The 19,404-nt window shown below is 65.6% G+C and carries 18 protein-coding genes; 7 read left to right on the top strand and 11 right to left on the bottom strand.

The features are described 5' to 3' along the window. Nucleotides 1–2: 2 nt before the first annotated feature. Both Q0263_RS02130 and Q0263_RS02125 read right to left on the bottom strand, forming a co-directional pair. The gene (locus tag Q0263_RS02130; protein WP_298012893.1) at nucleotides 3–1,163 is read right to left on the bottom strand and encodes an acyl-CoA dehydrogenase family protein; all 1,161 of its coding nucleotides are present in this window, start codon (nucleotides 1,161–1,163) and stop codon (nucleotides 3–5) included. 90 nt (nucleotides 1,164–1,253) lie between these two features. Next, nucleotides 1,254–2,165 (bottom strand): LysR substrate-binding domain-containing protein, encoded by a 912-nt coding sequence (locus tag Q0263_RS02125; protein ID WP_298012891.1) that lies wholly within the window; start codon nucleotides 2,163–2,165, stop codon nucleotides 1,254–1,256. A 163-nt stretch (nucleotides 2,166–2,328) separates the two neighbouring features. Between Q0263_RS02125 and Q0263_RS02120 the strand changes: the two genes are divergently transcribed. Both Q0263_RS02120 and Q0263_RS02115 read left to right on the top strand, forming a co-directional pair. After that, nucleotides 2,329–3,705, top strand: coding sequence for an MmgE/PrpD family protein (locus Q0263_RS02120; protein ID WP_298012889.1), 1,377 nt, complete (start codon nucleotides 2,329–2,331; stop codon nucleotides 3,703–3,705). A gap of 27 nt (nucleotides 3,706–3,732) precedes the next feature. Then, the gene (locus tag Q0263_RS02115; protein ID WP_298012888.1) at nucleotides 3,733–4,974 is read left to right on the top strand and encodes an MFS transporter; all 1,242 of its coding nucleotides are present in this window, start codon (nucleotides 3,733–3,735) and stop codon (nucleotides 4,972–4,974) included. Here Q0263_RS02115 and Q0263_RS02110 read toward each other — a convergent pair. The 7 genes from Q0263_RS02110 to Q0263_RS02080 are packed head-to-tail and all read right to left on the bottom strand — an operon-like array spanning nucleotide 4,971 to nucleotide 11,385. Beyond that, the gene (locus Q0263_RS02110) at nucleotides 4,971–5,696 is read right to left on the bottom strand and encodes an amino acid ABC transporter ATP-binding protein (protein WP_298012886.1); all 726 of its coding nucleotides are present in this window, start codon (nucleotides 5,694–5,696) and stop codon (nucleotides 4,971–4,973) included. The two genes, Q0263_RS02115 and Q0263_RS02110, sit on opposite strands and share 4 nt — an antisense overlap. Before the next feature lie 18 nt (nucleotides 5,697–5,714). After that, complete coding sequence (locus Q0263_RS02105; RefSeq protein WP_298012884.1) at nucleotides 5,715–6,410, bottom strand: amino acid ABC transporter permease; 696 nt, start codon at nucleotides 6,408–6,410, stop codon at nucleotides 5,715–5,717. Nucleotides 6,411–6,416: 6 nt separating this feature from the next. After that, the gene (locus Q0263_RS02100) at nucleotides 6,417–7,094 is read right to left on the bottom strand and encodes an amino acid ABC transporter permease (RefSeq protein WP_298012882.1); all 678 of its coding nucleotides are present in this window, start codon (nucleotides 7,092–7,094) and stop codon (nucleotides 6,417–6,419) included. A 55-nt stretch (nucleotides 7,095–7,149) separates the two neighbouring features. Continuing rightward, nucleotides 7,150–7,995 (bottom strand): ABC transporter substrate-binding protein, encoded by an 846-nt coding sequence (locus Q0263_RS02095; RefSeq protein WP_298012880.1) that lies wholly within the window; start codon nucleotides 7,993–7,995, stop codon nucleotides 7,150–7,152. A 21-nt stretch (nucleotides 7,996–8,016) separates the two neighbouring features. Beyond that, a complete protein-coding gene (locus Q0263_RS02090) occupies nucleotides 8,017–9,624 on the bottom strand; it encodes a rhodanese-like domain-containing protein (RefSeq protein WP_298012878.1) in 1,608 nt (535 codons plus the stop codon). A 28-nt stretch (nucleotides 9,625–9,652) separates the two neighbouring features. Next, entirely contained in the window at nucleotides 9,653–10,816 is a 1,164-nt protein-coding gene (locus Q0263_RS02085; protein ID WP_298012877.1) for a PLP-dependent aspartate aminotransferase family protein, read from the bottom strand. Further along, the gene (locus Q0263_RS02080; protein WP_298013374.1) at nucleotides 10,816–11,385 is read right to left on the bottom strand and encodes a hypothetical protein; all 570 of its coding nucleotides are present in this window, start codon (nucleotides 11,383–11,385) and stop codon (nucleotides 10,816–10,818) included. Before Q0263_RS02080 ends, Q0263_RS02085 begins: the two co-directional genes overlap by 1 nt. A 166-nt stretch (nucleotides 11,386–11,551) precedes the next feature. On the opposite strand from Q0263_RS02080, the gene Q0263_RS02075 reads away from it, so the two are divergent. Beyond that, nucleotides 11,552–12,457, top strand: a complete 906-nt coding sequence (locus Q0263_RS02075; RefSeq protein WP_298012875.1) for a LysR substrate-binding domain-containing protein — start codon at nucleotides 11,552–11,554, stop codon at nucleotides 12,455–12,457. On the opposite strand, the gene Q0263_RS02070 is transcribed toward Q0263_RS02075, so the two are convergent. Continuing rightward, the gene (locus tag Q0263_RS02070) at nucleotides 12,454–13,356 is read right to left on the bottom strand and encodes a LysR family transcriptional regulator (RefSeq protein WP_298012873.1); all 903 of its coding nucleotides are present in this window, start codon (nucleotides 13,354–13,356) and stop codon (nucleotides 12,454–12,456) included. The genes Q0263_RS02075 and Q0263_RS02070 overlap by 4 nt on opposite strands. A 59-nt stretch (nucleotides 13,357–13,415) precedes the next feature. On the opposite strand from Q0263_RS02070, the gene Q0263_RS02065 reads away from it, so the two are divergent. From Q0263_RS02065 to Q0263_RS02050, 4 genes are all read left to right on the top strand, one after another. Beyond that, complete coding sequence (locus tag Q0263_RS02065; protein WP_298012872.1) at nucleotides 13,416–14,516, top strand: 4-oxalomesaconate tautomerase; 1,101 nt, start codon at nucleotides 13,416–13,418, stop codon at nucleotides 14,514–14,516. Between the two features lie 145 nt (nucleotides 14,517–14,661). Beyond that, nucleotides 14,662–15,777: an ABC transporter ATP-binding protein gene (locus Q0263_RS02060; protein WP_298012871.1), complete on the top strand. Its 1,116-nt coding sequence runs from the start codon at nucleotides 14,662–14,664 to the stop codon at nucleotides 15,775–15,777. Continuing rightward, nucleotides 15,774–17,522 carry an iron ABC transporter permease gene (locus Q0263_RS02055; RefSeq protein WP_298012870.1) on the top strand — a complete coding sequence of 583 codons (1,749 nt, stop codon included), beginning with the start codon at nucleotides 15,774–15,776 and terminating at the stop codon, nucleotides 17,520–17,522. Before Q0263_RS02060 ends, Q0263_RS02055 begins: the two co-directional genes overlap by 4 nt. A gap of 22 nt (nucleotides 17,523–17,544) precedes the next feature. After that, a complete protein-coding gene (locus Q0263_RS02050; RefSeq protein ID WP_298012869.1) occupies nucleotides 17,545–18,630 on the top strand; it encodes an extracellular solute-binding protein in 1,086 nt (361 codons plus the stop codon). A 3-nt stretch (nucleotides 18,631–18,633) separates the two neighbouring features. Here Q0263_RS02050 and Q0263_RS02045 read toward each other — a convergent pair whose 3' ends face one another. Further along, nucleotides 18,634–19,392, bottom strand: a complete 759-nt coding sequence (locus tag Q0263_RS02045; RefSeq protein WP_298012868.1) for an SDR family oxidoreductase — start codon at nucleotides 19,390–19,392, stop codon at nucleotides 18,634–18,636. Nucleotides 19,393–19,404: the final 12 nt, after the last annotated feature.

Raw genomic sequence — 19,404 nt, 5'->3', positions numbered from 1 at the left:
CTTCAGAACGAACGCGGCATGCCCAGCACGTGCTGGCCGACGTACGACAGGATCAGGTTGGTGGAAATCGGCGCCACCTGGTACAGGCGGGTTTCGCGGAACTTGCGCTCGATGTCGTATTCGCAGGCGAAGCCGAATCCGCCGTGGGCCTGCAGGCAGGCGTTGGCGGCTTCCCAGGATGCGTCAGCCGCCAGCATCTTGGCCATGTTGGCCTGGGCGCCGCAATCCTGATGGGCATCGAACAGGGCGCAGGCCTGGTAGCGCATCAGGCTGGCGGCCTCCACGTTGACGAAGGCCTTCGCGATGGGAAACTGCACCCCCTGGTTCTGGCCGATGGGGCGGCCGAACACGATGCGCTCGCTGACGTACTTCTTCGCCCGGTCCACGAACCAGTAGCCGTCGCCGATGCACTCGGCGGCGATCAGCGTGCGTTCGGCGTTCAGGCCGTCCAGGATGTACTTGAAGCCCTTGCCTTCCTGGCCGATCAGGTTTTCCTCCGGGATTTCCAGGTCTTCGAAGAACAGCTCATTGGTCTCGTGATTGACCATGTTCAGGATCGGCCGCACGGTCAGGCCATGGCCGATGGCGGACTTCAGGTCCACCATGAAGATCGACATGCCTTCCGATTTCTTGCGGACCTGATCCAGCGGCGTGGTGCGGGCCAGCAGGACCATCAGGTCGGAATGCTGCACCCGGGAAATCCAGACCTTCTGCCCGTTGACCACATAGCGGCCGTCCTTCTTCACGGCCGTCGTCTTGATCTTTGTGGTGTCCGTGCCCGTGGTCGGTTCCGTGACGGCCATGGACTGCAGGCGCAGTTCGCCGCTGGCGATCTTGGGCAGCCACTGCCGCTTTTGCGCCTCGGAGCCATGCCGCAGGATCGTGCCCATGTTGTACATCTGCCCGTGGCAGGCGCCCGAATTGCCGCCCGCCCGGTTGATCTCCTCCATGATCACGGAAGCCTCGGTCAGCCCCAGGCCGGAGCCGCCGTACTCTTCCGGAATCAGGGCCGCCAGCCAGCCGGCCTGGGTCAGCGCGTCGACGAATTCCGCCGGATAGCCGCGCTGTTCGTCCACTCGCCGGAAATATTCGTCGCCGAATTGCGCGCACAGATCGCGAATCGCATCGCGAATGTCCTGATGGTGTCCCGCAGCGTCGAACATGCACAGCCCCTATGGTGAAGAAGAGAAGGCAGGATGCAGGAATCGGTCCGGACAGGCAATTTTGTTTTGCCAAACCAGGCCTTTTGGAGATCAGGCGGGCGCGTCGTCCCGCGCGTCGCTGACCAGCAGATCCACCAGTTCCCGCGCAAAGACCGGCAATTCCCCCGCCTCGCGCCAGCAGATGTGCAGCTTGCGCAGCGACCAGTCATCCGTCAGCGCGACGATGCGGATCGGCAGGGTCTGCGCATAGCGCAAGGCGGCGGACTGGGGGATCACGCCGATGCCCACCCGCGCCGCGATCAGGCGGCACACGGCCTCGAAATTGCCGACCTCGACCCGGAATTTCAGGATGCGGCCCAGGTCCTCGGCGGCCTTGAGCAGAAAGGAATGGATGGCGCTGGATTCGAACAGGCTGATGAAATCGTCGCCCAGCGTCTGCTCGAACGCGCAGGCGGCCTGCCCGGCCAGGGGATGGTCCGGATACGTGACCAGCACCAGCCGGTCGCTGCGATACGGCAGGTAGCGGACCCCCGCCCCGCCGTTGCCCTGGGCCGTGATGCCGATGTCCGCCACGCCGTCGGCCACGGCCTTGACGACCTGGTAGCTGAGCCGCTCGCGCAGTTCGACATTGACGTCCGGATGGCTGACCAGATAGCGGCCCAGCACGGCGGGGATGAATTCATTCATGGCCGTGGTGTTGGCATAGACCCGGACCCGGCCCTTGATGCCCTTGGCGTATTCCTGGATCTCGCCGCGCAGATGTTCCAGCTGGCGCAGCACCGTGCGGGCGTGCTTGACGAACACCTCGCCCGAGGGCGTCAGGGTCACCCCCTGGCTGCCGCGATACAAGAGGTCCGTGCCCAGCGCCTCTTCGAGGCTCTTGACCCGGTTGCTGGCCGCGGGCAGCGACAGGAACGTGCGCTCCGCGCCCTTGGTCAGGCTCTGGGCGCCGGCCACGTTGACCATGAGCTGCATGTCGGTGAGGTCGAACCGTGTCGCCATGGAATGCCGATCCCTTATGGTTTGATGAAGCCAGTCTTCAGCAAACAATAATAGGCAAAAAATTCCCGATCAAGCAAAGTCGCTCCATACGCCTTCGCGGGGGGCGCTCCGGCGCGCCTCGCGGCAACGCCGGCTTCACCCGACTTTTCATGACAGGAACATCATGTCCCATCCCAGCGCCACACTGACCCGCTTCCTGGCGGATCTCCGTTACGAGCAGATCCCGGCCCCCGTGCTGCGGCGGGCCGAAGACCTGCTGCTGGACTGCCTGGGCTCCATGCTGGCCGGGTCGGGCGGGCGCGCCGTCCGGGCCATCGCCCAGTACGGGCAGGCCATGGGGCCGCAGCAGGGGCCGTCGGAGAACCTGGTCACCCGCAGCGGCACCAGCCCGGTCTTCGCCGCCATGAGCAACGCCGCCGCGGCCCACATGGTCGAACAGGACGACGTCCACAACGGGTCCGTCTTCCACCCGGGGGCGGTCGTCATGCCGCCCGCCCTGGCCATGGCGCAGGCCCGCGGGGCCTCGGGCCGCGAGCTGCTGACGGCCATCGTGGCCGGCTACGAGGCCGGCATCCGCATCGGCGAATTCCTGGGCCGCAGCCACTACACGATCTTCCACACGACCGGCACGGCCGGGGCGCCGGCGGCCGCCATGGCCGCCGGCAAGCTGCTGGGACTGGACGCCGCCCGGATGCTGCACGCCCTGGGTTCGGCCGGCACCCAGGCGGGGGGCCTGTGGGAATTCCTGCGCGACGGCGCGGATTCCAAGCAACTGCACACGGCCCGCGCCGCCGCCAACGGCCTGATGGCCGCCTGGCTGGCCGCGCAAGGCTTCACCGGCGCGAGCCGCATCCTGGAAGGCCCCCAGGGAATGGCCGCCGGCATGTCCAGCGATGCGGATCCGGCCCGCCTGACCGACGGCCTGGGCTCGCGCTGGGCGCTGCTGGAAACGTCCTTCAAATATCACGCATCCTGCCGCCACACCCATCCGGCGGCCGACGCGCTGCTGTCCGTCGTGCAGGCGCACGATCTGGACATCGCCGACATCGCCCAGGTGACCGCGCACGTCCATCAGGGCGCCATCGACGTCCTGGGGCCGGTCGTGAACCCGACGACGGTGCACCAATCGAAGTTTTCCATGGGCACGGTGCTGGGCCTGATCGCCAAGCACCGGAAGGCCGGCCTGCAGGAATTCGACGACGCCCCCGCCGATCCCGACATCGCCGCTTTCCGGTCCCGCGTGACCATGCGGCTGGATCCCGAAGTGGACGGCGCCTACCCGCGGCGCTGGCTCGGCAAGGTGACCGTCATGACGCGCGAAGGCCAGACCCTGCACGGCCGCATCGACACCCCCAAGGGCGATCCGGACAACACCTTGAGCCGCTCCGAGATCGAGGACAAAGTCCGCCGCCTGGGGCGTTATCATGATGTGGCCAGCGACGCGGACCTGGATGCGCTGATCGACCGGGTCTGGAGCCTGGCGGATACGGCGCGGGTCGGGGACTTCCACCCCCGGCTCGGCGCGCCCGCCCCCCTTTGACGGCACCAAGGCCCGACGTGATCCATTGTGTCTACTGCGACTGATTCCGCTCCTCCCCTCGCATCGTCCGCGCTGACGCTGGCCGCCACCCTGACCATCCAGTCGCTGGTGTCGATGTCCCTGCTGACCCTGCCGGCCATCGCCCCGGTCATCGCGGACGTGCTGCGGGTGCCGGCCGCCTACGTCGGCGTCTACGTGGCCCTGGCCTACCTGGGCGCCATGGCCGCCAGCCTGCTGTCCGGGTCCGCCACCCGGCGCTACGGCGCGATCCGCGCCAGCCAGGCCGGCATGGTGGTGTGCGCGCTGGGTCTGCTGCTGTGCACGATTCCCTCGGTGCCTGTCATGGCCGTCGGCGCCCTGCTGGTCGGGCTGGGCTACGGCCCCATCACGCCGGCCAGTTCCCACCTGCTGGCCCGCACCACGCCCGCCCACCGCATGTCCTTCGTCTTTTCGATCAAGCAGACGGGCGTTCCCCTGGGCGGCGTGCTGGCCGGCCTGATCGTGCCGGGCCTGGCCCACTGGACCGGCTGGCAGGCCGCCTTCATGATCGTCGCCGCCGCCAATCTGCTGTGCGCCCTGGCGATCCAGCCCCTGCGCCCGGCGCTGGACGCGGACCAGGACCCCAGGCAGAAGCTGTCCGCCGGCAACGGCCTGATCGGGCCGCTGAAGCTGGTCTTCAGCCATCGCAGCCTGGCGGTGCTGGCCGGCGTCTCTTTCCTGTTTTCCATCGCCCAGCTTTCCCTGACCTCGTACCTGGTGACGTTCCTGAACCACGACCTGGGGATGGACCTGATCGCGGCCGGCTTCATTCTGGCGGTGTCCCAGGCCGCCGGCGTCGGCGGCCGCCTGCTGTGGGGCTACCTGTCGGACCATTACTTCGGTCCCGTCAGGACTCTGGCCGGCCTGTCCGCCCTGATCGCCCTGTGCGCCTTCTGCACCCCGCTGCTGCGGATGATCGACTCGGATGCCGTCGCGCTGGTGGTGCTGTGCCTGTTCGGCGGCAGCGCCATCGGCTGGAACGGCGTGTACCTGGCCGAAGTCGCCCGCCAGGCCCCCGCCGGCCAGGCCAGCGTCGCCACCGGCGGCACGCTGGCCATGACCTTCCTGGGGGTGGTCGTCGGACCGCCGATCTTCGGCTGGATCGCGTCGCTGTCCGGCAGCTACGGATTCGCCTATGCGACCCTGATGGCGCCTGCCAGCATCTGCCTGATGCTGCTGTGGCGGTACCGGGCCGCATTCGCCAGGGGCGCCGCAGCCTTGCGCTCTTAGTGCAGGATGTCCGCCAGGAATTTCTTGGCCCGGTCATGCCTGGGGGCATTGAAGAAGGATTCCGGCGTGCTGTCTTCCAGGATTTCGCCCTGGTCCATGAACCAGATGCGGTCCGCGACCTCGCGGGCGAAATTCATTTCGTGCGTGACGCAGACCATGGTCATCCCGTCCGCGGCCAGCGTCTTCATGACGCTGAGGACCTCGCCCACCATTTCCGGATCCAGCGCGCTGGTCGGCTCGTCGAACAGGATCAGCGGCGGCTTCTGGGCCAGCGCGCGGGCGATGGCGACGCGCTGCTGCTGTCCCCCGGACAGATTCGCCGGCATTTCATCCAGCTTGGACGCCAGCCCGACCTTCTCGAGCAGCGTTTCCGCCAGGGCATAGGCATCCTTGCGCGACATGCCGCCGACCTTGATCGGCGACAAGGCGATGTTTTCCTTCACGGACAGATGCGGAAACAGGTTGAACTGCTGGAATACGAAACCGATGCCCGCGCGCAGGCGATTGATGTCCAGGCTGCTGTCGGCCACATCCCGGCCCTCCACCCGGATCGTGCCGCCCTGGATTTCCTCCAGGCGGTTGATGGTGCGGATCATGGTCGATTTGCCCGAGCCCGAAGGCCCGCACACCACCAGGACTTCTCCCTGGCTGACTTCGCCGCAGATGTTGTTCAGGGCGTGGTACTGCTTGTACCACTTGTTCACGCCTTCGAATTGGATCATTTGTCTCTCCATTGTGTGTCATGCCGCGACGCCCATGCGCCTGTTGTACAGGTGGGTTTCCAGGACCTTCGACAGCCTGGACAGCAGGGCGCAGAGCAGGAAATAGAACAGCGCCAGGATCAGGTAGGTGCGCAGGGTGCCGGTCAGCTCGATGCTGTTGATCTGCTGCGCCGAAAAGGTGGCCTCCTGGACCCCGATGATGTAGACGATCGAGGTCGCCTTGATCGTCGACACGAACTGGTTCAACAGCGAAGGGATCATGTTGCTCAGCGCCTGCGGCAGCTGGATGGACGTCAGCGTCTTGAAATAGCCCAGGCCGATCGCCCGCGATGCCTCGACCTGCCCCCTGGGCAGCGATTCCAGGCCGGCCCGGATGATCTCGGCCAGGAACGCCGATTCATACACGACGATGGCGCACAATGCGGTCGAAAAGGGCGGGATCTCCATGCCCGTCAGCACCGGCAGCATGAAGTAGGCCCAGAAGATGATCATGATCAGCGGGATCGACCGGAAGGTATACACCCAGATCGTGGCGACCGTCTTGACGGACCGGATGCCGGACGTTCTGGCGATGCCGATCAGCAAGGCGAACGGAAAGGCCAGCCCCAGCCCCAGGCCCGCCAGCAGCAAGGTCCCCGCGAAGCCGCCGACCTGGCCATTGGGCCATGAGCCGACCAGGAACATCATGCCGTAGGTATGCAGGAAATCCATCATGATCGGTCAGCTCTTGAAGTTGGCGGGGTACCGGCGCGCGACCTGCGCGCCCAGGGCGCTGATCAGCAGGCAGATGGCCAGATAGATCAGGGTCGAGATCACGAAGATCTGGAACGTCTGGAAGGTGGCGTTCTCTATTTTCTTGACCTGATAGGTCAGCTCCGTGACGCCGATCACCATGGCGAGGCTGGTGTCCTTGAACAGGATGAGCGACCGGTTGATGATGGGCGGCACGGCGTACCGCACGGCTTGCGGCAGGACGACATATTTCAGGGCCTGCATCGCGCCCAGGCCGATGGCGCGGGCCGCTTCGATCTGCGTCCGGGCGATGGCCTTGATGCCCGACCGGATGTCTTCATAGTAATAAGCGCTGACGTTCAGGGAGAGCGCGATCAGGGCGAAGGAAAATTCCGTATTGCCCTGGTTGATCCACAGCCGGATCGCCTGCGGCAGCACCTCCGGCATGCCGAAGTACCAGACCATGATCTGGACGACCGTGGGCACGTTGCGGTGGTATTCCACGTACAGCGCGATCACTGCGCGAACGATTCGCGAGGGCGCCAGATTGATCGCGGACAGCAGCAGGGCGATGGAAAATCCGCACACGAAGGCCCCCGCAAACAGCCGCAGCGTGGTGGCCACCCCATCCGCGAGCATGCGCAGCAGCTCCGGGTCGGAGAGCATTGAAAAAGACAGGTCCATGAATCACGAGGGGCGCGATTGCGCCCCTTCCTCGCTGTTATTTAGAAGCGACGTCGGCGTCGACAGGCCCGACCTTGAAGCTGCGCGTCAGCTTGTAAATCGAGCCGGCGCCCATCCACTTGTCGAAGATTCCGGTCAACTCCCCCGATTTGTCCAGGTCCAGGATGGCCTGATCGACGGCTTTCTTGAGCTCGGGCTCTCCCTTGTTCATGATGATGCCGATATGCTCGGTATAGGTGGGCTCGGGCACCAGCGTCGTCGGGGAATCGGTTCCCTTGGAATCGTTGGCGAATCGCAGGAGGACCAGTTCCCCGGCCGTCACGCCGGCGACCTTGTCGTTCTGCAGCCCCAGATAGCACTGGGAAATGTTCTGGAACGTCAGGACGTCGGTGCCCTTGAGCACCTTCTGGGCGATCGCCGCCGAACTGGAGCCCGAGGAGGCGCAGACCTTCTTGCCCTTGAGATCCGCCAGCGTCTTGATGCCCGCGTTTTCCTTGACCAGGACCTTGATGTAGCCCTGCAGGTACTGCAGGCTGAAGTCCACCTGCTCGGCCCGCTTCGGCAGCCACGCGACCGAACCCGCCACGATGTCGACGCGCCCCATCTTGACTTCCGGGATGCGCGCCTCGGTCGACAGCGGCTTGTGCTGCAGCTTGACGCCCAGCTGCTTGGCGATCGCCTGGCACATGTCCACGTCGTAGCCGACGTATTCGCGGGTCTTCGGGTCCTGGAACCCGTATGGCGAGCTCGCATTCTGCGTTCCGCAGATCAGCGTGCCGCGCTGCTTGATGTCGTCGAGCCGGTTCGCGGACGCGCTCCCCGCCCACCCCGCCATCAGCGCCAGGATGGAAAATGCCGCAATCTTCTTGAATTTATCTGTCATGTCTTGTCTCCTGTACAGGCACTAAATGCCGATTGAAAAGGTGTTCCGCTCCTGCTCGTCGAGCTGGGCGACCAGATTGGTTTCCCATTCCAGATACTTCCGCGCCGCCTCTTTATTGCCATCATGACGGTCGTGCACGAAAAACAGATAGTCGATGCAGGCGGAATCCGGCAGGCGATCGCCATCGGCCACCAGGGGCAGCCCGCTGGCCTTCAGGCCGGCCGCATCCACGACGCACAGCGCGACCGAACGGCAACCCGCCTCTTCCAGGTCCCGGGCCAGCAGGCTCAGGGCCGCCAGCCCGGCGCCCAGGATCAGGACGGGCCCGGACGCCGCGTCATCGACATGGGTCGCCAGCGCGGGCCGGATCACCCACGCGGAGTCCCGAAGAGACAGGGCCCGGTATTGTGAACTGGGCCGGGCGTCCAGCACCAGGGCCTGGGGATGGGACCGCACATATTCCGCCAGGTGATCCGCGGACAGGATCGTCGTGTGGCCAAGGTCCGGGGCGTACGAAGGGGCCTGGGGCAATTCGCCCAGCGCCTCGGGATTCTTCAGCAGGCAGACATCCCAGCCCAGCTGCTTCAACCAGCTGGCCACGACGGGCGCGCGGATGCCGTCCAGGTCGCACAGGACCACCCGCGCCCCACGGACGCCGAGATACTGGTCGGTGGCCTGGATCAGCTGACCGCCCGGCGCGTGCTGCACCAGTGACGGCAGGCCCCCGGCATTGAATTCCTCTTCCGTGCGGACATCGCACAGGAAGACCGTGCGCGCGTCGTCCCGCAGCCATTCGCGCACCTGGCCGGCGTCGACGGCGCCGATCTTGAACCGGCTGGCCAGGCGGGCCGCGCGTTCGCGCAGCCCGGCCTGGGCCGACTCGGCGACGTGATCGGGATACAGGCGGCTGGAGCCGTGTTCGAGGGGCAGGTCTTCCAGAAACCAGCCCTGCGTGCCGTTTTCCAGGGCATAGACCTTGTTGGGAACATCCAGATGAATCAAGGTCTGGGCGCCGATGATGCTGCGCGTCCGGCCCGCGCAGTTCACCACGATGGTGGTGTCCGGGTCCGGCGCCAGTTCCTGCGCCCGCAGGGCCAGTTCGCCGTTCGGGCAGCAATACGAACCGGGAATGTTCATCTTCCGGTATTCCGGTATCGGGCGGCCATCGAGCACCACCACCTTGCTGCTTCCGTCGTTCAACATGCCGTACAGCTCGCTGGCGGACACGCTGGGCGTCTTGTAGGCATGCTCGGCAAGTTCGCCGAAGGTCTTGCTGGGCAGGTTCACGCCCGCGAACGTGGCATGACCCGCCGCCTTCCAGGCCTCGATGCCGCCCCGCAGAATGTGCACGTTCGAATAGCCCAGCCGCAGCAGCGCGTCGGCCGACGAGCGCACGGCCCCTTCGGTCGCCTCGTCGCCGTACACCACGACGCGGGTCGCCTTGCGCGGCACCAGGCGCAGGACGGCAAGCTCGAGACCGCTGTAGGGAAGCGGCGTCGCGAAGAAGAGGTGATCTTCGCCGTACTGCCCATGTTCCCTGACGTCGAGCAAGGCCAGTTCGGCGCCATCATGGATCCAGCGCTTCAGCTGGCGCGCTTCAACATATTGCGGAGTGGTCGGATTCATCATCGGATTTTCAAATTAAGGGATCGTTCGTTCAGCCCAGCGCGGCAAGCAGCCGTTCCAGGTCCGATTTCAAATCGGCGGGGTCTTCGAGACCGACGTGCAGCCGCAGCAGATATCCCGGCTTTTCCGCCTCCCGGGCCAGCCGGGTGCCGGAGGCTTCGATGGGCAGCACGAGGCTTTCGTAGCCGCCCCAGGACGAGCCGATGCCGAAGAATTCCAGGCGATCGATGGCCTGTTCCACCCGCTCCGGGTCGAGGGCGGGATCGAATTCCACCGTCAGCAAGCCGTTGCCGCCCCGGGCGTCGCGCCGCCACAGCGCGTGATTGGCATCGCCGGGCAAGGCGGGATGCCAGACCGTGCGGATAGCGGCTTGCGAGCCCAGCCAGCCAGCGATTTCCAGGGCGCCGCTGGCATGCCGTTCCAGGCGCAGCTGCAAGGTCCGCAAGCCGCGCAGCACCAGGAAGGCGTCTTCGGCCGAGACGACCTGCCCCAGGTTGACGCTGATGTCCTCCAGGGGCTGGAAGTGCTCCTCGAGCGTCGTGACCGAGCCCATCATGACGTCGGAATGGCCCCCGAGGTACTTGGTGGCCGCCAGGATGGAGACGTCGCACCCCAGTTCCAGAGGCTGGTAATTCAGGGACGAGCCCCAGGTGTTGTCGGCGCAAAGCAGGATCCCGCGCCGGCGGCATTCCCGCGACATCTCGGGAAGATCGCACATGTCATACAGCAGGGAACCGGGGGATTCCACATAGACCATGCGGGTCTCGGGGCGCAGGTGGCGGCGCCAGTCCGCATCCCGGGCATCGAAGAAGCTGTGCGCGATGCCGTACCGGCTCAGCTGATCCGCGCACAGCCGCTTGGCCGGCTGGTATGCGCCGTCCGAAAGCAGCACGTGATCGCCCGCCTTCAGATAGGCCAGGAACGTCGCCGCGATCGCGGCCAGGCCCGTCGGAAACAGCTTGGAGCGATAGCCGCCCTCCAGGGCCGTGATGGCGTCCTCCAGCGCATAGACGGTCTCGTTGCCGCGCGCGCCATACGACAGCACGCGCTCGCTTTGCCGGCGGGTCCTGGCTTCGCGCCACTGCGCGATGTTGTCGAACAGGAAGGTGCTGCCTTTCACAATGGGCGTATTGGCCCAGCCAGACGACGGCCGGCCCAGTCTGGCCAGGAGGGACGCCCGTGACACGGAAGTCATCAGTTGCCGCTCCGACGCGTCTGGACGCCGACGGACATGACCTTGCAGGTGTTGCTCTCCATGTCGTAGGCCAGCCTCTTGTGCAGCTTCTCCAGCGCCAGGCCGTACATGTGCAGGTGGCGGATGCCGCCTTCGTCGTCGATATGCACCGCATGGATGTCGTCCGCCAGCAGGGCGATCCCCGTGCCGGGACCGACCTGCATCTGGCCGGTCTGTTTCAGGGTCGCGGGGCCGGCCTCGCTGCCGCCATCCGTGCGTTCGTACAGGTAATTCGTTTCAGTGCCTTCCACTGCGGCGATGCAGGCCCAGGTCGTGTGGTCGTGCGGCACGATCTTCTTGCCCGGCCGCATGACGTTCAAGTACAGGGCGTAGGTGCTGTCGGCGTCTTCGGAAATCAGGTAGCGCGCCTGCAGTTCCCCCTGCTCGGGCTTCGGATATTCATCTTCGGACCACCATTCCCGGTGAGCCGCGATCTTGATCAGGCCATCCAGGACGGCGGACAGGTTCTCGCGCGTCACGGCGCCCGCGGTCTGCTCCCGGGCCAGATCGAGAAACCGGGCGACGGCCATCTGCTTTTCGTGTGTTGGGGTCATTTCAATCTCCTGTGGATGAGAAAAATATACGGGGGGATCAGGGTGGGAACAAATTAATTATGTTGGCTAAAACATAAGAGGTGCTAATCTTTTATCTATAGAGATGCTCTCTCTCGGTGCATGACGAACAAGGGATTTCCCTATGAAAAATCTGGATCTGAATCTGATCAGGACTTTGGTAACCATTGAACAAACTAATAGATTTTCCGGCGCCGCCGAGACCCTGTTCAAGACGCAGTCCGCCATCACCCAGCAGATGCAGCGCCTGGAATCGCAAATGGGATTCCCCCTGTTCCAGAAGAAAGGGCGAAGCAGGGTTCTGACTCCCCAGGGCCAGCAACTGGCCGACTACGGACGCCGGCTGCTGGCCATCAACGACGAGGCGCTGCGCACGGTCGGCCAGAAGCAGATGGAAGGCCAGATCCGCCTGGGCGCGCCGCTGGACGTCGCGGACACGATCCTGCCGCCCATCCTGACGCACATCGCCCGTCAGATGCCGAAGGTCTGGCTGGAAATCCGGGTGGACCGCAGCCCGTTCCTGATGGACGCCCTCGAATCCGGGGACATCGACCTGACCATCTCCACCCGCCAGGACGCCAGCCTGAACGGCTTCGCCCTGCGCACCTCGCCGACCGTCTGGATCTGCGCGGCGGACTACGCCTACAACAAGCGCTCGCCGCTGCCGCTCATCCTGGCCGACGAACGGAGCATCTTCCGCAAGATCGCGCTGCAGGCCCTGGAGCAGACGCGCCTGACCTGGCGCATCAACTACCTGGCGCCGACGCTCGTGGGGATCAAGGCCGCCGTCCGGGCCGGGCTGGGCGTCACGGCGCGCAGCATCGAGTTCCTGGGCGCCGACATGCGCGTGCTGGGGGAAGCGGACGGCCTGCCCACGCTCGCGCCCATCACCTACAGGCTCTGGACGCGCAAGGACACGATCAGTCCCTTGACCCTGCATGTCTACGAAACGCTCAAGCAGCACTTCGAGCAGGTGGAAACCCCGTCCGGGCCGCAAGCCCCCGCCCCGGCGGCCGCGGGCCGGCGCTAGCGGCGCAGGGCCTCGCTCTTGATCAGGTCGTACAGCACTCTCGCCGTGGGTGAGAGTTCGTTGTTCTTGCGGTAAAGCAGCCCCAGGGTGCGGGAGACCTCGGGCTCGATCAGGGCGATGCCCTTGTGCGTCGAGCGGTTCTCCGCCGACAGGGCGAGCTTGGGCACGGCGGCCACCCCCAGGCCGACTTCGACCAGCCCCAGCAGCGAGGACACGTGGGCCACCTCGAAGAAGCTGGTCGGCCGGGCCGGAAGGCTGGCCAGGGCCGAATCCAGCAGCACCCGGTTGCCGCTGTTCTTGCCCACCGTGATGAAGCGCTCGCCGACCAGCTCCCGCCATCGGATCTGGCGGCGCCTGGCGAAGCGGTGATTGGCGGGAACCGCCAGGACGAACTGTTCGCTGAGAATGGGCTCGAAATGCAGATCGGTTTCCTGGGTCCCGATGAAGTTCACGCCGAAGTCGGCGCGGAAATTCAGGACGTCGTTGAGCACCGTGTTGGCGCCCTCGTCCAGGATCTGCACGCGGATCTTCGGATAGAGCTGCGTGAAGGTCTTGATGACGCTGGGCAGGAAGTAATAGGCCACCGACGGCACGCAAGCCACCGTGACGACGCCGCTGTAGTGGGCGGCCAGGTCCTCGATGCCCAGCACCCCCTTTTCCAGCTCGTCCAGCGCCCGGCGCGCCCGGTCCAGAAAGACACGGCCGACGTTGGTCAGCTCGACGCGGCGCGTGCTGCGATCGAACAACCGGGCGCTGAGCAGCCCTTCCAGCTTTTCAATGCGGCGGCTGAGCGCGGGCGGGGAAATGCTCAGGAAATCGGCGGCTTCGCGAAACGACAGTTTCTCCGCCACCGCGACGAAAGCCTGTAATTCCTGCAGATCGAAATTGATGCGTGCCATGCAACTATGATTGCCAAAATTGCAATCCACTGACTAGCGATTTCCACATAATAACCCCCATGGAAACGTCAATACCTTGTGTCGTGCTTCGCGGGGGAACCTCCAGAGGCCTCTACTTCCGGGCGGAAGACCTGCCCGCCGACAGCGCGCAGCGCGATCGCGCCCTGCTGCAGATCATGGGGACCCCGCACGTGCTGCAGGTCAACGGCCTGGGAGGCGGCAATTCCCTGACCAGCAAGGTCGCCATCATCTCGCGCTCGTCGCGCCCGGGCTGCGACGTGGACTACCTGTTCGCGCAGATCGGCATCGAGCAGGCCATCGTCGACACCCGCCCCAATTGCGGCAACCTGCTGTCCGGCGTGGGCCCCTTCGCCATCGAAGAAGGACTGGTGCCCGCCCAGGACGGCATCACCCGGGTCCGCATCTACAACGTCAATGCCAGGACGGTCGTCGAGGCGGAAGTCCTGACGCCCCACGGCCGCCCGATCTATGAGGGCGAGGCGCACATCGACGGCGTGCCCGGCACGGGATCCCCGATCATCCTGAACTTTCTGGACGTCCAGGGAGGCAGCACCGGGGCCCTGTTCCCGACGGGCTCCCGCATCGACATGATCGACGGCCTGGCGGCCACCTGCATCGACGTCGCCATCCCGGTCATGATCCTCGACGCCCGCGCCCTGGGGCTGTCCGGCAACGAAACGCCGGAAGCGCTGGATGCGGACGCGAGCCTGATGGAACGCATCGAAGCCCTGCGGCTGGAGGCCGGACGGCGCATGGGGCTGGGGGACGTCACCCACAGCGTCGTGCCCAAACCCATCCTGGCCAGTCCGGCGGGTCCCCAGGCGATCCAGTCCCGCTATCTGACGCCCCACCGCTGCCACAAGGCCCACGCAGTGACGGGGGCGATCTCGCTGGCCAGCTGTTTCGCCATCCCGGGCACCGTCCCCCACGGCATGTGCGAGGACCACCGGGACGACAGCCGCGTCTCCATCCTGCATCCCGCGGGCCATATCGACATCGCCCTGGACATCCGACAGGAAGGCGACGCCATCCGGATCGCCCGGGCCGGCGTGATCCGGACCGCGCGGAAGATCATGAAAGGCATGGTCTTCCTCCACGACACCCACGCCCTGGATGCATACTTTCCCGACCCTCGCTGAACACAGACGACAACAATACGGAGACAGACAATGAGACACACCTTCGCCGCAACGGCGGCGCGCGCGGCGGATCGCCCCGCTTCCGCATCACGAGCCGACGCGGGGTCATGCCGACGCCTGCCCGGCCAGCACAGGTAAGGTCGACATGAAAATCGAAATCCAGCAACTGAAGCTGCAGTACGGAAAATTCACCGCCCTGCACGAATTCGACCTCCAGATCCAGGATGGAGAATCCATCGTCCTGCTGGGGCAGTCGGGCTGCGGCAAGACCAGCGCCATGCGATGCGTCGCGGGCCTGGAGCGCCCCACCTCGGGCCGGATCATCATCGGCGACGACACCGTCTTCGACGGCGCAGCGGGGGTCAACACGCCGCCCAACAAGCGCAACGTGGGCATGGTGTTCCAGTCCTACGCCATCTGGCCGCACATGACGGTCTTCGAGAACGTCGCCTATTCCCTGGCCACCCGGAAGATCGCCAAGGAAGACATCCGCAAACAGGTGACGGCGGCGCTGACGACCGTGGGCCTGCAGGCCTTCGCGGAACGCGGCGCCAGCCTGCTGAGCGGCGGGCAGATGCAGCGGGTCGCCCTGGCGCGCAGCCTGGTCATGCAACCCGGCGCGCTGCTGCTGGACGAACCCCTGTCCAATCTGGACGCGCGGCTGCGCGACCGCCTGCGGGTCGAACTGCGCGAACTGCAGCTGCGGCTGGGCCTGACCTGCATCTACGTGACGCACGACCAGAGCGAAGCCTTCGCCCTGGCGGACCGCATCGCCATCATGCAGGGCGGACGCATCGTGCAGATCGACACCCCGCAGAACATCTACGCCAATCCGATCACATCGCAGATCGCCGACTTCCTGGGCGTCTCCAACGTCTTCCCCTGCAGCGTCACCCGCGTCGACCCGGGCCGCCACGTCGCGGAACTTTCCGGCCACGCGCTGGCCGTGCATTCCAGCCTGCCCGTGCCTGCGACGACAGGCGCCATGAGCCTGTGCGTGCGGCCCGAAAGCTTCCGCATCCAGGCGGCGGACCCGCGGGCGCCCGCCGCCGGGGACGCCGCCAACCGCTGGCCCGGGAAGGTCGTGGTCGCCAGCTTCCAGGGCGGATACGTGCAATATGCCATCCAGCTGGACCAGGGCCCCGAGATCAGCGCCGCGCAGCTGACGTCCGAAGGCCCCGTGCTGAACAGCGGGGACAGCGTGTCCGTCAGCCTGGATCCGGGCGCCGCGCAGATCCTGCCCTCGGAGCTTCCCGCATGAAGGCCGCCAACCTGCTGCGTGGTTACTGGCGCGACCACGCCCCCGTCGCGGGAATCAGCGCCGTCCTCTTCGTCCTCTGCCTGATTCCGGTGATCCTGGTGGTCCTCGCGTCGCTCTCGACCACGGTCCCCCGCCCCGGCAGCTCGGGCCTCGGCAGCCTGACGTTGGCGAACTTCGCCTCTCTGATGACGCCGAACGCGGCGAACGCCTTCGTGAATTCCCTGAGCGTGGGCCTGGGCGCCGCCGTCATCGCGCTGCTGGTCGGCGGTTCGCTGGCGTTCCTGTGCGCGCGCACCGACGCGCCCGGCAAACGCTTCATTTTCTTCGTCGGCATCTCGCCCATGTTCATCCCCGCCCTGGTGGGGGCGCTGGCCTGGTCCTTCCTGGCCTCGCCGTCCAGCGGATTCCTGAACGTGGCCCTGAGAAACCTGGGCCTGGACTTCGCCATCAACATCTACAGCCTGGGCGGACTGATCTTCGTCCTGGGCATCTACTACGCGCCCTACGGCTTCCTGCTGATGCGCAGCTCCTTCGTGCTGATGAGTGGCGATCTGGAAGAAGCCGCCGCCGTCCACGGCGCGTCGTTCGCCCGCACCCTGCGGACCATCACGCTGCCGCTGGTGCTGCCCGCGCTCCTGGGCGCGGGCATCCTGGTGTTCGCGCTGGCCATGCAGAACTTCCCGGCCGCGCAGGTGGTCGGCATGCCGGGACGCGTCGACACCCTGCCCACGTTCATCTACCGCCTGATGAGCGCGACGCCCGCGCAGAGCAACCAGGCCGCGGCGGTCTCCGTCATCCTGACCATCGGCCTGCTGATCTTCACGGTGCTGCAGCAGCGGGTGGTCAGCCGGCGCAAGTTCACCACGGTCACCGGCAAGGGCGCCATTCCCCGCAAGGTGCCCCTGGGCGGCTTCAAGTGGCTGATCATGGGCTACGTCCTGGTCTATTTCCTGATCTCGATCGTGCTGCCCATGCTCGCGCTGCTGGTGACCGCCATGCAGGCGTCGCCCTTCTTCACCAAGATCACGCAGCTGATGCAGCCCGGCGCGCTGTCGCTGGACAGGCTGTCGGCCACGCTGCAGTCCCTGGACTTTCACGTCGGCCTGCGCAACAGCATCATCGTGTCGGTGCTGGCCGCGGCCTTCGGAACCCTGCTGAGCTTTCTGGCTTCCTACATCCGGCACCGCACGATCTCCGGATGCCGGGGGCTGATCGATTTCATCGCCATGACGCCCCTGGCGATTCCGTCCATCGTCATGGGGATGGGCCTGCTGTGGACCTGGCTGTTCATTCCCATCCCGGTCTACGGCACCGTATGGGTGCTGGTGATCGCCTGCATCGCCGTGTTCTTCCCGCAGGGGTATCAGGGCATTTCGGCCTCCATCCTGCAGATCGGCAACGACCTGGAAGACAGCGCCGTGCTGCTGGGCGCCAACCGTTCGCGCGCCGTCCGGACGATCACGGTGCCCCTGATGCGCGTCGGCATCACGTCGACCTTCCTGCTGTTCCTGATGATGTCGATGCGGGAGTTGAGCGCCGTCATCTTCCTGTTCACGTCGGACACGCGCATCTTGTCGATCATGGTGTTCGAGAACTTCGAGAACGGCCAGATCCAGGCCGCCGCGTCCGTCAGCGTGTACTACTGCATCGTGATCGCCTGCATCGCCATCCTGGGGCAGGTCCTGGGCTCGATGGAGAAACGCCGCAGCGCAAGTCAAAACCAACCACACAGCCTGGCAAGCTGAATTCCATCCAAGGAGACTTCATATGACATCCACCGTCCACACCAAAAGATATCTGGCGCCGGCGCTCTCCGCCGCCCTGCTCCTGTCCGCCTACGCCACCGTGGCGCACGGGGCGGACGGCGCCCTGGTCATCGAGGGGGAAACCATCGCCGACGGCGCCACGTACCAGCAGGCCAGACAGGAAACCTTGCGTCTGTACACGGGATACGTGCAATCCGCCGAAAAAGCGCTGATCGACAACTTCACGAAAGACACCGGCGTCAAGGTCAGCATGATCCGCCTGACCCCCAACCAGCTGTCCGAACGCGTCCTGTCCGAACAAGGGGCGGGGAAACTGGGCGCGGACGTCATCCGCACCTCCGACTACCCGATCGCACAGGCGATGAAAAAGGCCGGGGTATGGCAAAAGTACCTGCCTCCCGTCATCGCGGGCACCCCGGAACTCAGCCTGGATCAGGGCCAGTTCAACCTGACCTTCGACTCCGTCTACAGCATCGGCTACAACACCCAGTTGGTCGACAAGGCGTCCGCGCCGAAATCCTGGGCCGATATGGTCAGCGGAAAATGGAAGAACAAGATCGGCATCGTGCAAGGGGGATCCGGCGGCAGCACCGCGGCGCTGAACCGCTTCATGCTGTCGAAACTGGGAGATGACTACTTCAAGAAATACGCCAGCCAGGATCCGGTGATCTACAACTCGCTCGGGCAGGAGGCCATCGCTCTGGCCAGGGGCGAGGTCTCGGTCGGGACCGTCAAAGTCAGCGACATCGGGGTGCTGGCCACCAAGGACAACGCGCCGCTCACGTTCATCGTTCCCACCGAGGGCGTGGCCGTCTACGACTACTACCTGGGCATGACCAGCGCCGCCAAGAATGTCGCGGCAGCGAAGGTATTCATCAACTACAACCTGTCCAAGCGCGGCCAGGAAGTGTTCTCCAAGCTCGGCGAATACCCGGCGCGATCGGACGTCGCCTCGCCCACGGTGCTGGGCGTCACGCTGCCTCCCATCAAATCCGCGCAGTACTTCCGCATGAGCACCGAGGATTCCATGAAGTATTCCAAGGATGATCTGAAGAAGTGGAACGCGGACTTCAATTTCACGAAGTGAGCGTCAGACGAACATGCCGCCGGACGCCTCGATGCGCTGGGCGTTGACCCAGCGGCTTTCCGGCGACAGCAGGACGGCGACCAGGTCGCCGATGTCGTCCGGCTTGCCTGCGCGCCCCAGCGCCGTCACCGAGGCGACGAAGGCATTCATGTCCCGGTCGTCGCGCACGGCGCCGCCGTGGAAATCCGTCTCGATGGCGCCCGGGGCCAGGGTATTCACCGCGATGCCGCGCGGCCCCAGCTCCTTGGCCAGGTAGCGCGTCATCACTTCGATCCCGCCTTTCATCACGGCATAGGCCGCGAAATTGGGCAACGCGAAACGCGTCAGCCCGGTCGACACGTTCAGGATCCGGCCGCCGTCGCGCAGCAGAGGCAACAAGGCCTGCGTCAGGAAGAACGGGCCTTTCAGATGGGTGCGCATCAGCTCGTCGAACTGCGCCTCGGTGGTGTCGGCGAACGCGGCATAGATCCCCATCCCCGCGTTGTTCACCAGATGGTCGAAGCCCGTGCTGCGCCACTGGTCGGACAGGACGCCGCGGACCTGCGCGGCGAATCCGGCGAAACCGCCGCTGTCGCTGACGTCCAGCTGCAGGGCGGCTGCCCGCCGCCCCTTGTCCCGGATGCGGGACACGACTTCGTCCGCCGCGGTCCGGTCCGCGCGATAGGTCAGGATCACGTCGTTGCCGCGATCGGCCAGCTTGAGCGCCGCATCCCGGCCCAGGCCGCGGCTGCCGCCGGTGATGAGCGAAATGGTTTGATGCATGGATGCCTCCGG

The sequence above is a fragment of the uncultured Castellaniella sp. genome (assembly GCF_937988725.1).
Taxonomy (GTDB): Bacteria; Pseudomonadota; Gammaproteobacteria; order Burkholderiales; family Burkholderiaceae_B; genus Castellaniella.
This window is presented reverse-complemented; position numbering and strand designations above follow the sequence as displayed.

What these genes read in the sequence shown, in the direction of transcription:
- Q0263_RS02045 (WP_298012868.1), bottom strand. Translation starts at nt 19,392, where the DNA reads ATGCATCAAACCATTTCGCTCATCACCGGCGGCAGCCGCGGCCTGGGC.
- Q0263_RS02085 (WP_298012877.1), bottom strand. Translation starts at nt 10,816, where the DNA reads ATGACTTCCGTGTCACGGGCGTCCCTCCTGGCCAGACTGGGCCGGCCG.
- Q0263_RS02120 (WP_298012889.1), top strand. Translation starts at nt 2,329, where the DNA reads ATGTCCCATCCCAGCGCCACACTGACCCGCTTCCTGGCGGATCTCCGT.
- Q0263_RS02100 (WP_298012882.1), bottom strand. Translation starts at nt 7,094, where the DNA reads ATGCTCTCCGACCCGGAGCTGCTGCGCATGCTCGCGGATGGGGTGGCC.
- Q0263_RS02130 (WP_298012893.1), bottom strand. Translation starts at nt 1,163, where the DNA reads ATGTTCGACGCTGCGGGACACCATCAGGACATTCGCGATGCGATTCGC.
- Q0263_RS02055 (WP_298012870.1), top strand. Translation starts at nt 15,774, where the DNA reads ATGAAGGCCGCCAACCTGCTGCGTGGTTACTGGCGCGACCACGCCCCC.
- Q0263_RS02105 (WP_298012884.1), bottom strand. Translation starts at nt 6,410, where the DNA reads ATGATGGATTTCCTGCATACCTACGGCATGATGTTCCTGGTCGGCTCA.
- Q0263_RS02090 (WP_298012878.1), bottom strand. Translation starts at nt 9,624, where the DNA reads ATGATGAATCCGACCACTCCGCAATATGTTGAAGCGCGCCAGCTGAAG.
- Q0263_RS02095 (WP_298012880.1), bottom strand. Translation starts at nt 7,995, where the DNA reads ATGACAGATAAATTCAAGAAGATTGCGGCATTTTCCATCCTGGCGCTG.
- Q0263_RS02065 (WP_298012872.1), top strand. Translation starts at nt 13,416, where the DNA reads ATGGAAACGTCAATACCTTGTGTCGTGCTTCGCGGGGGAACCTCCAGA.
- Q0263_RS02060 (WP_298012871.1), top strand. Translation starts at nt 14,662, where the DNA reads ATGAAAATCGAAATCCAGCAACTGAAGCTGCAGTACGGAAAATTCACC.
- Q0263_RS02080 (WP_298013374.1), bottom strand. Translation starts at nt 11,385, where the DNA reads ATGGCCGTCGCCCGGTTTCTCGATCTGGCCCGGGAGCAGACCGCGGGC.
- Q0263_RS02110 (WP_298012886.1), bottom strand. Translation starts at nt 5,696, where the DNA reads ATGATCCAATTCGAAGGCGTGAACAAGTGGTACAAGCAGTACCACGCC.
- Q0263_RS02075 (WP_298012875.1), top strand. Translation starts at nt 11,552, where the DNA reads ATGAAAAATCTGGATCTGAATCTGATCAGGACTTTGGTAACCATTGAA.
- Q0263_RS02125 (WP_298012891.1), bottom strand. Translation starts at nt 2,165, where the DNA reads ATGGCGACACGGTTCGACCTCACCGACATGCAGCTCATGGTCAACGTG.
- Q0263_RS02050 (WP_298012869.1), top strand. Translation starts at nt 17,545, where the DNA reads ATGACATCCACCGTCCACACCAAAAGATATCTGGCGCCGGCGCTCTCC.
- Q0263_RS02070 (WP_298012873.1), bottom strand. Translation starts at nt 13,356, where the DNA reads ATGGCACGCATCAATTTCGATCTGCAGGAATTACAGGCTTTCGTCGCG.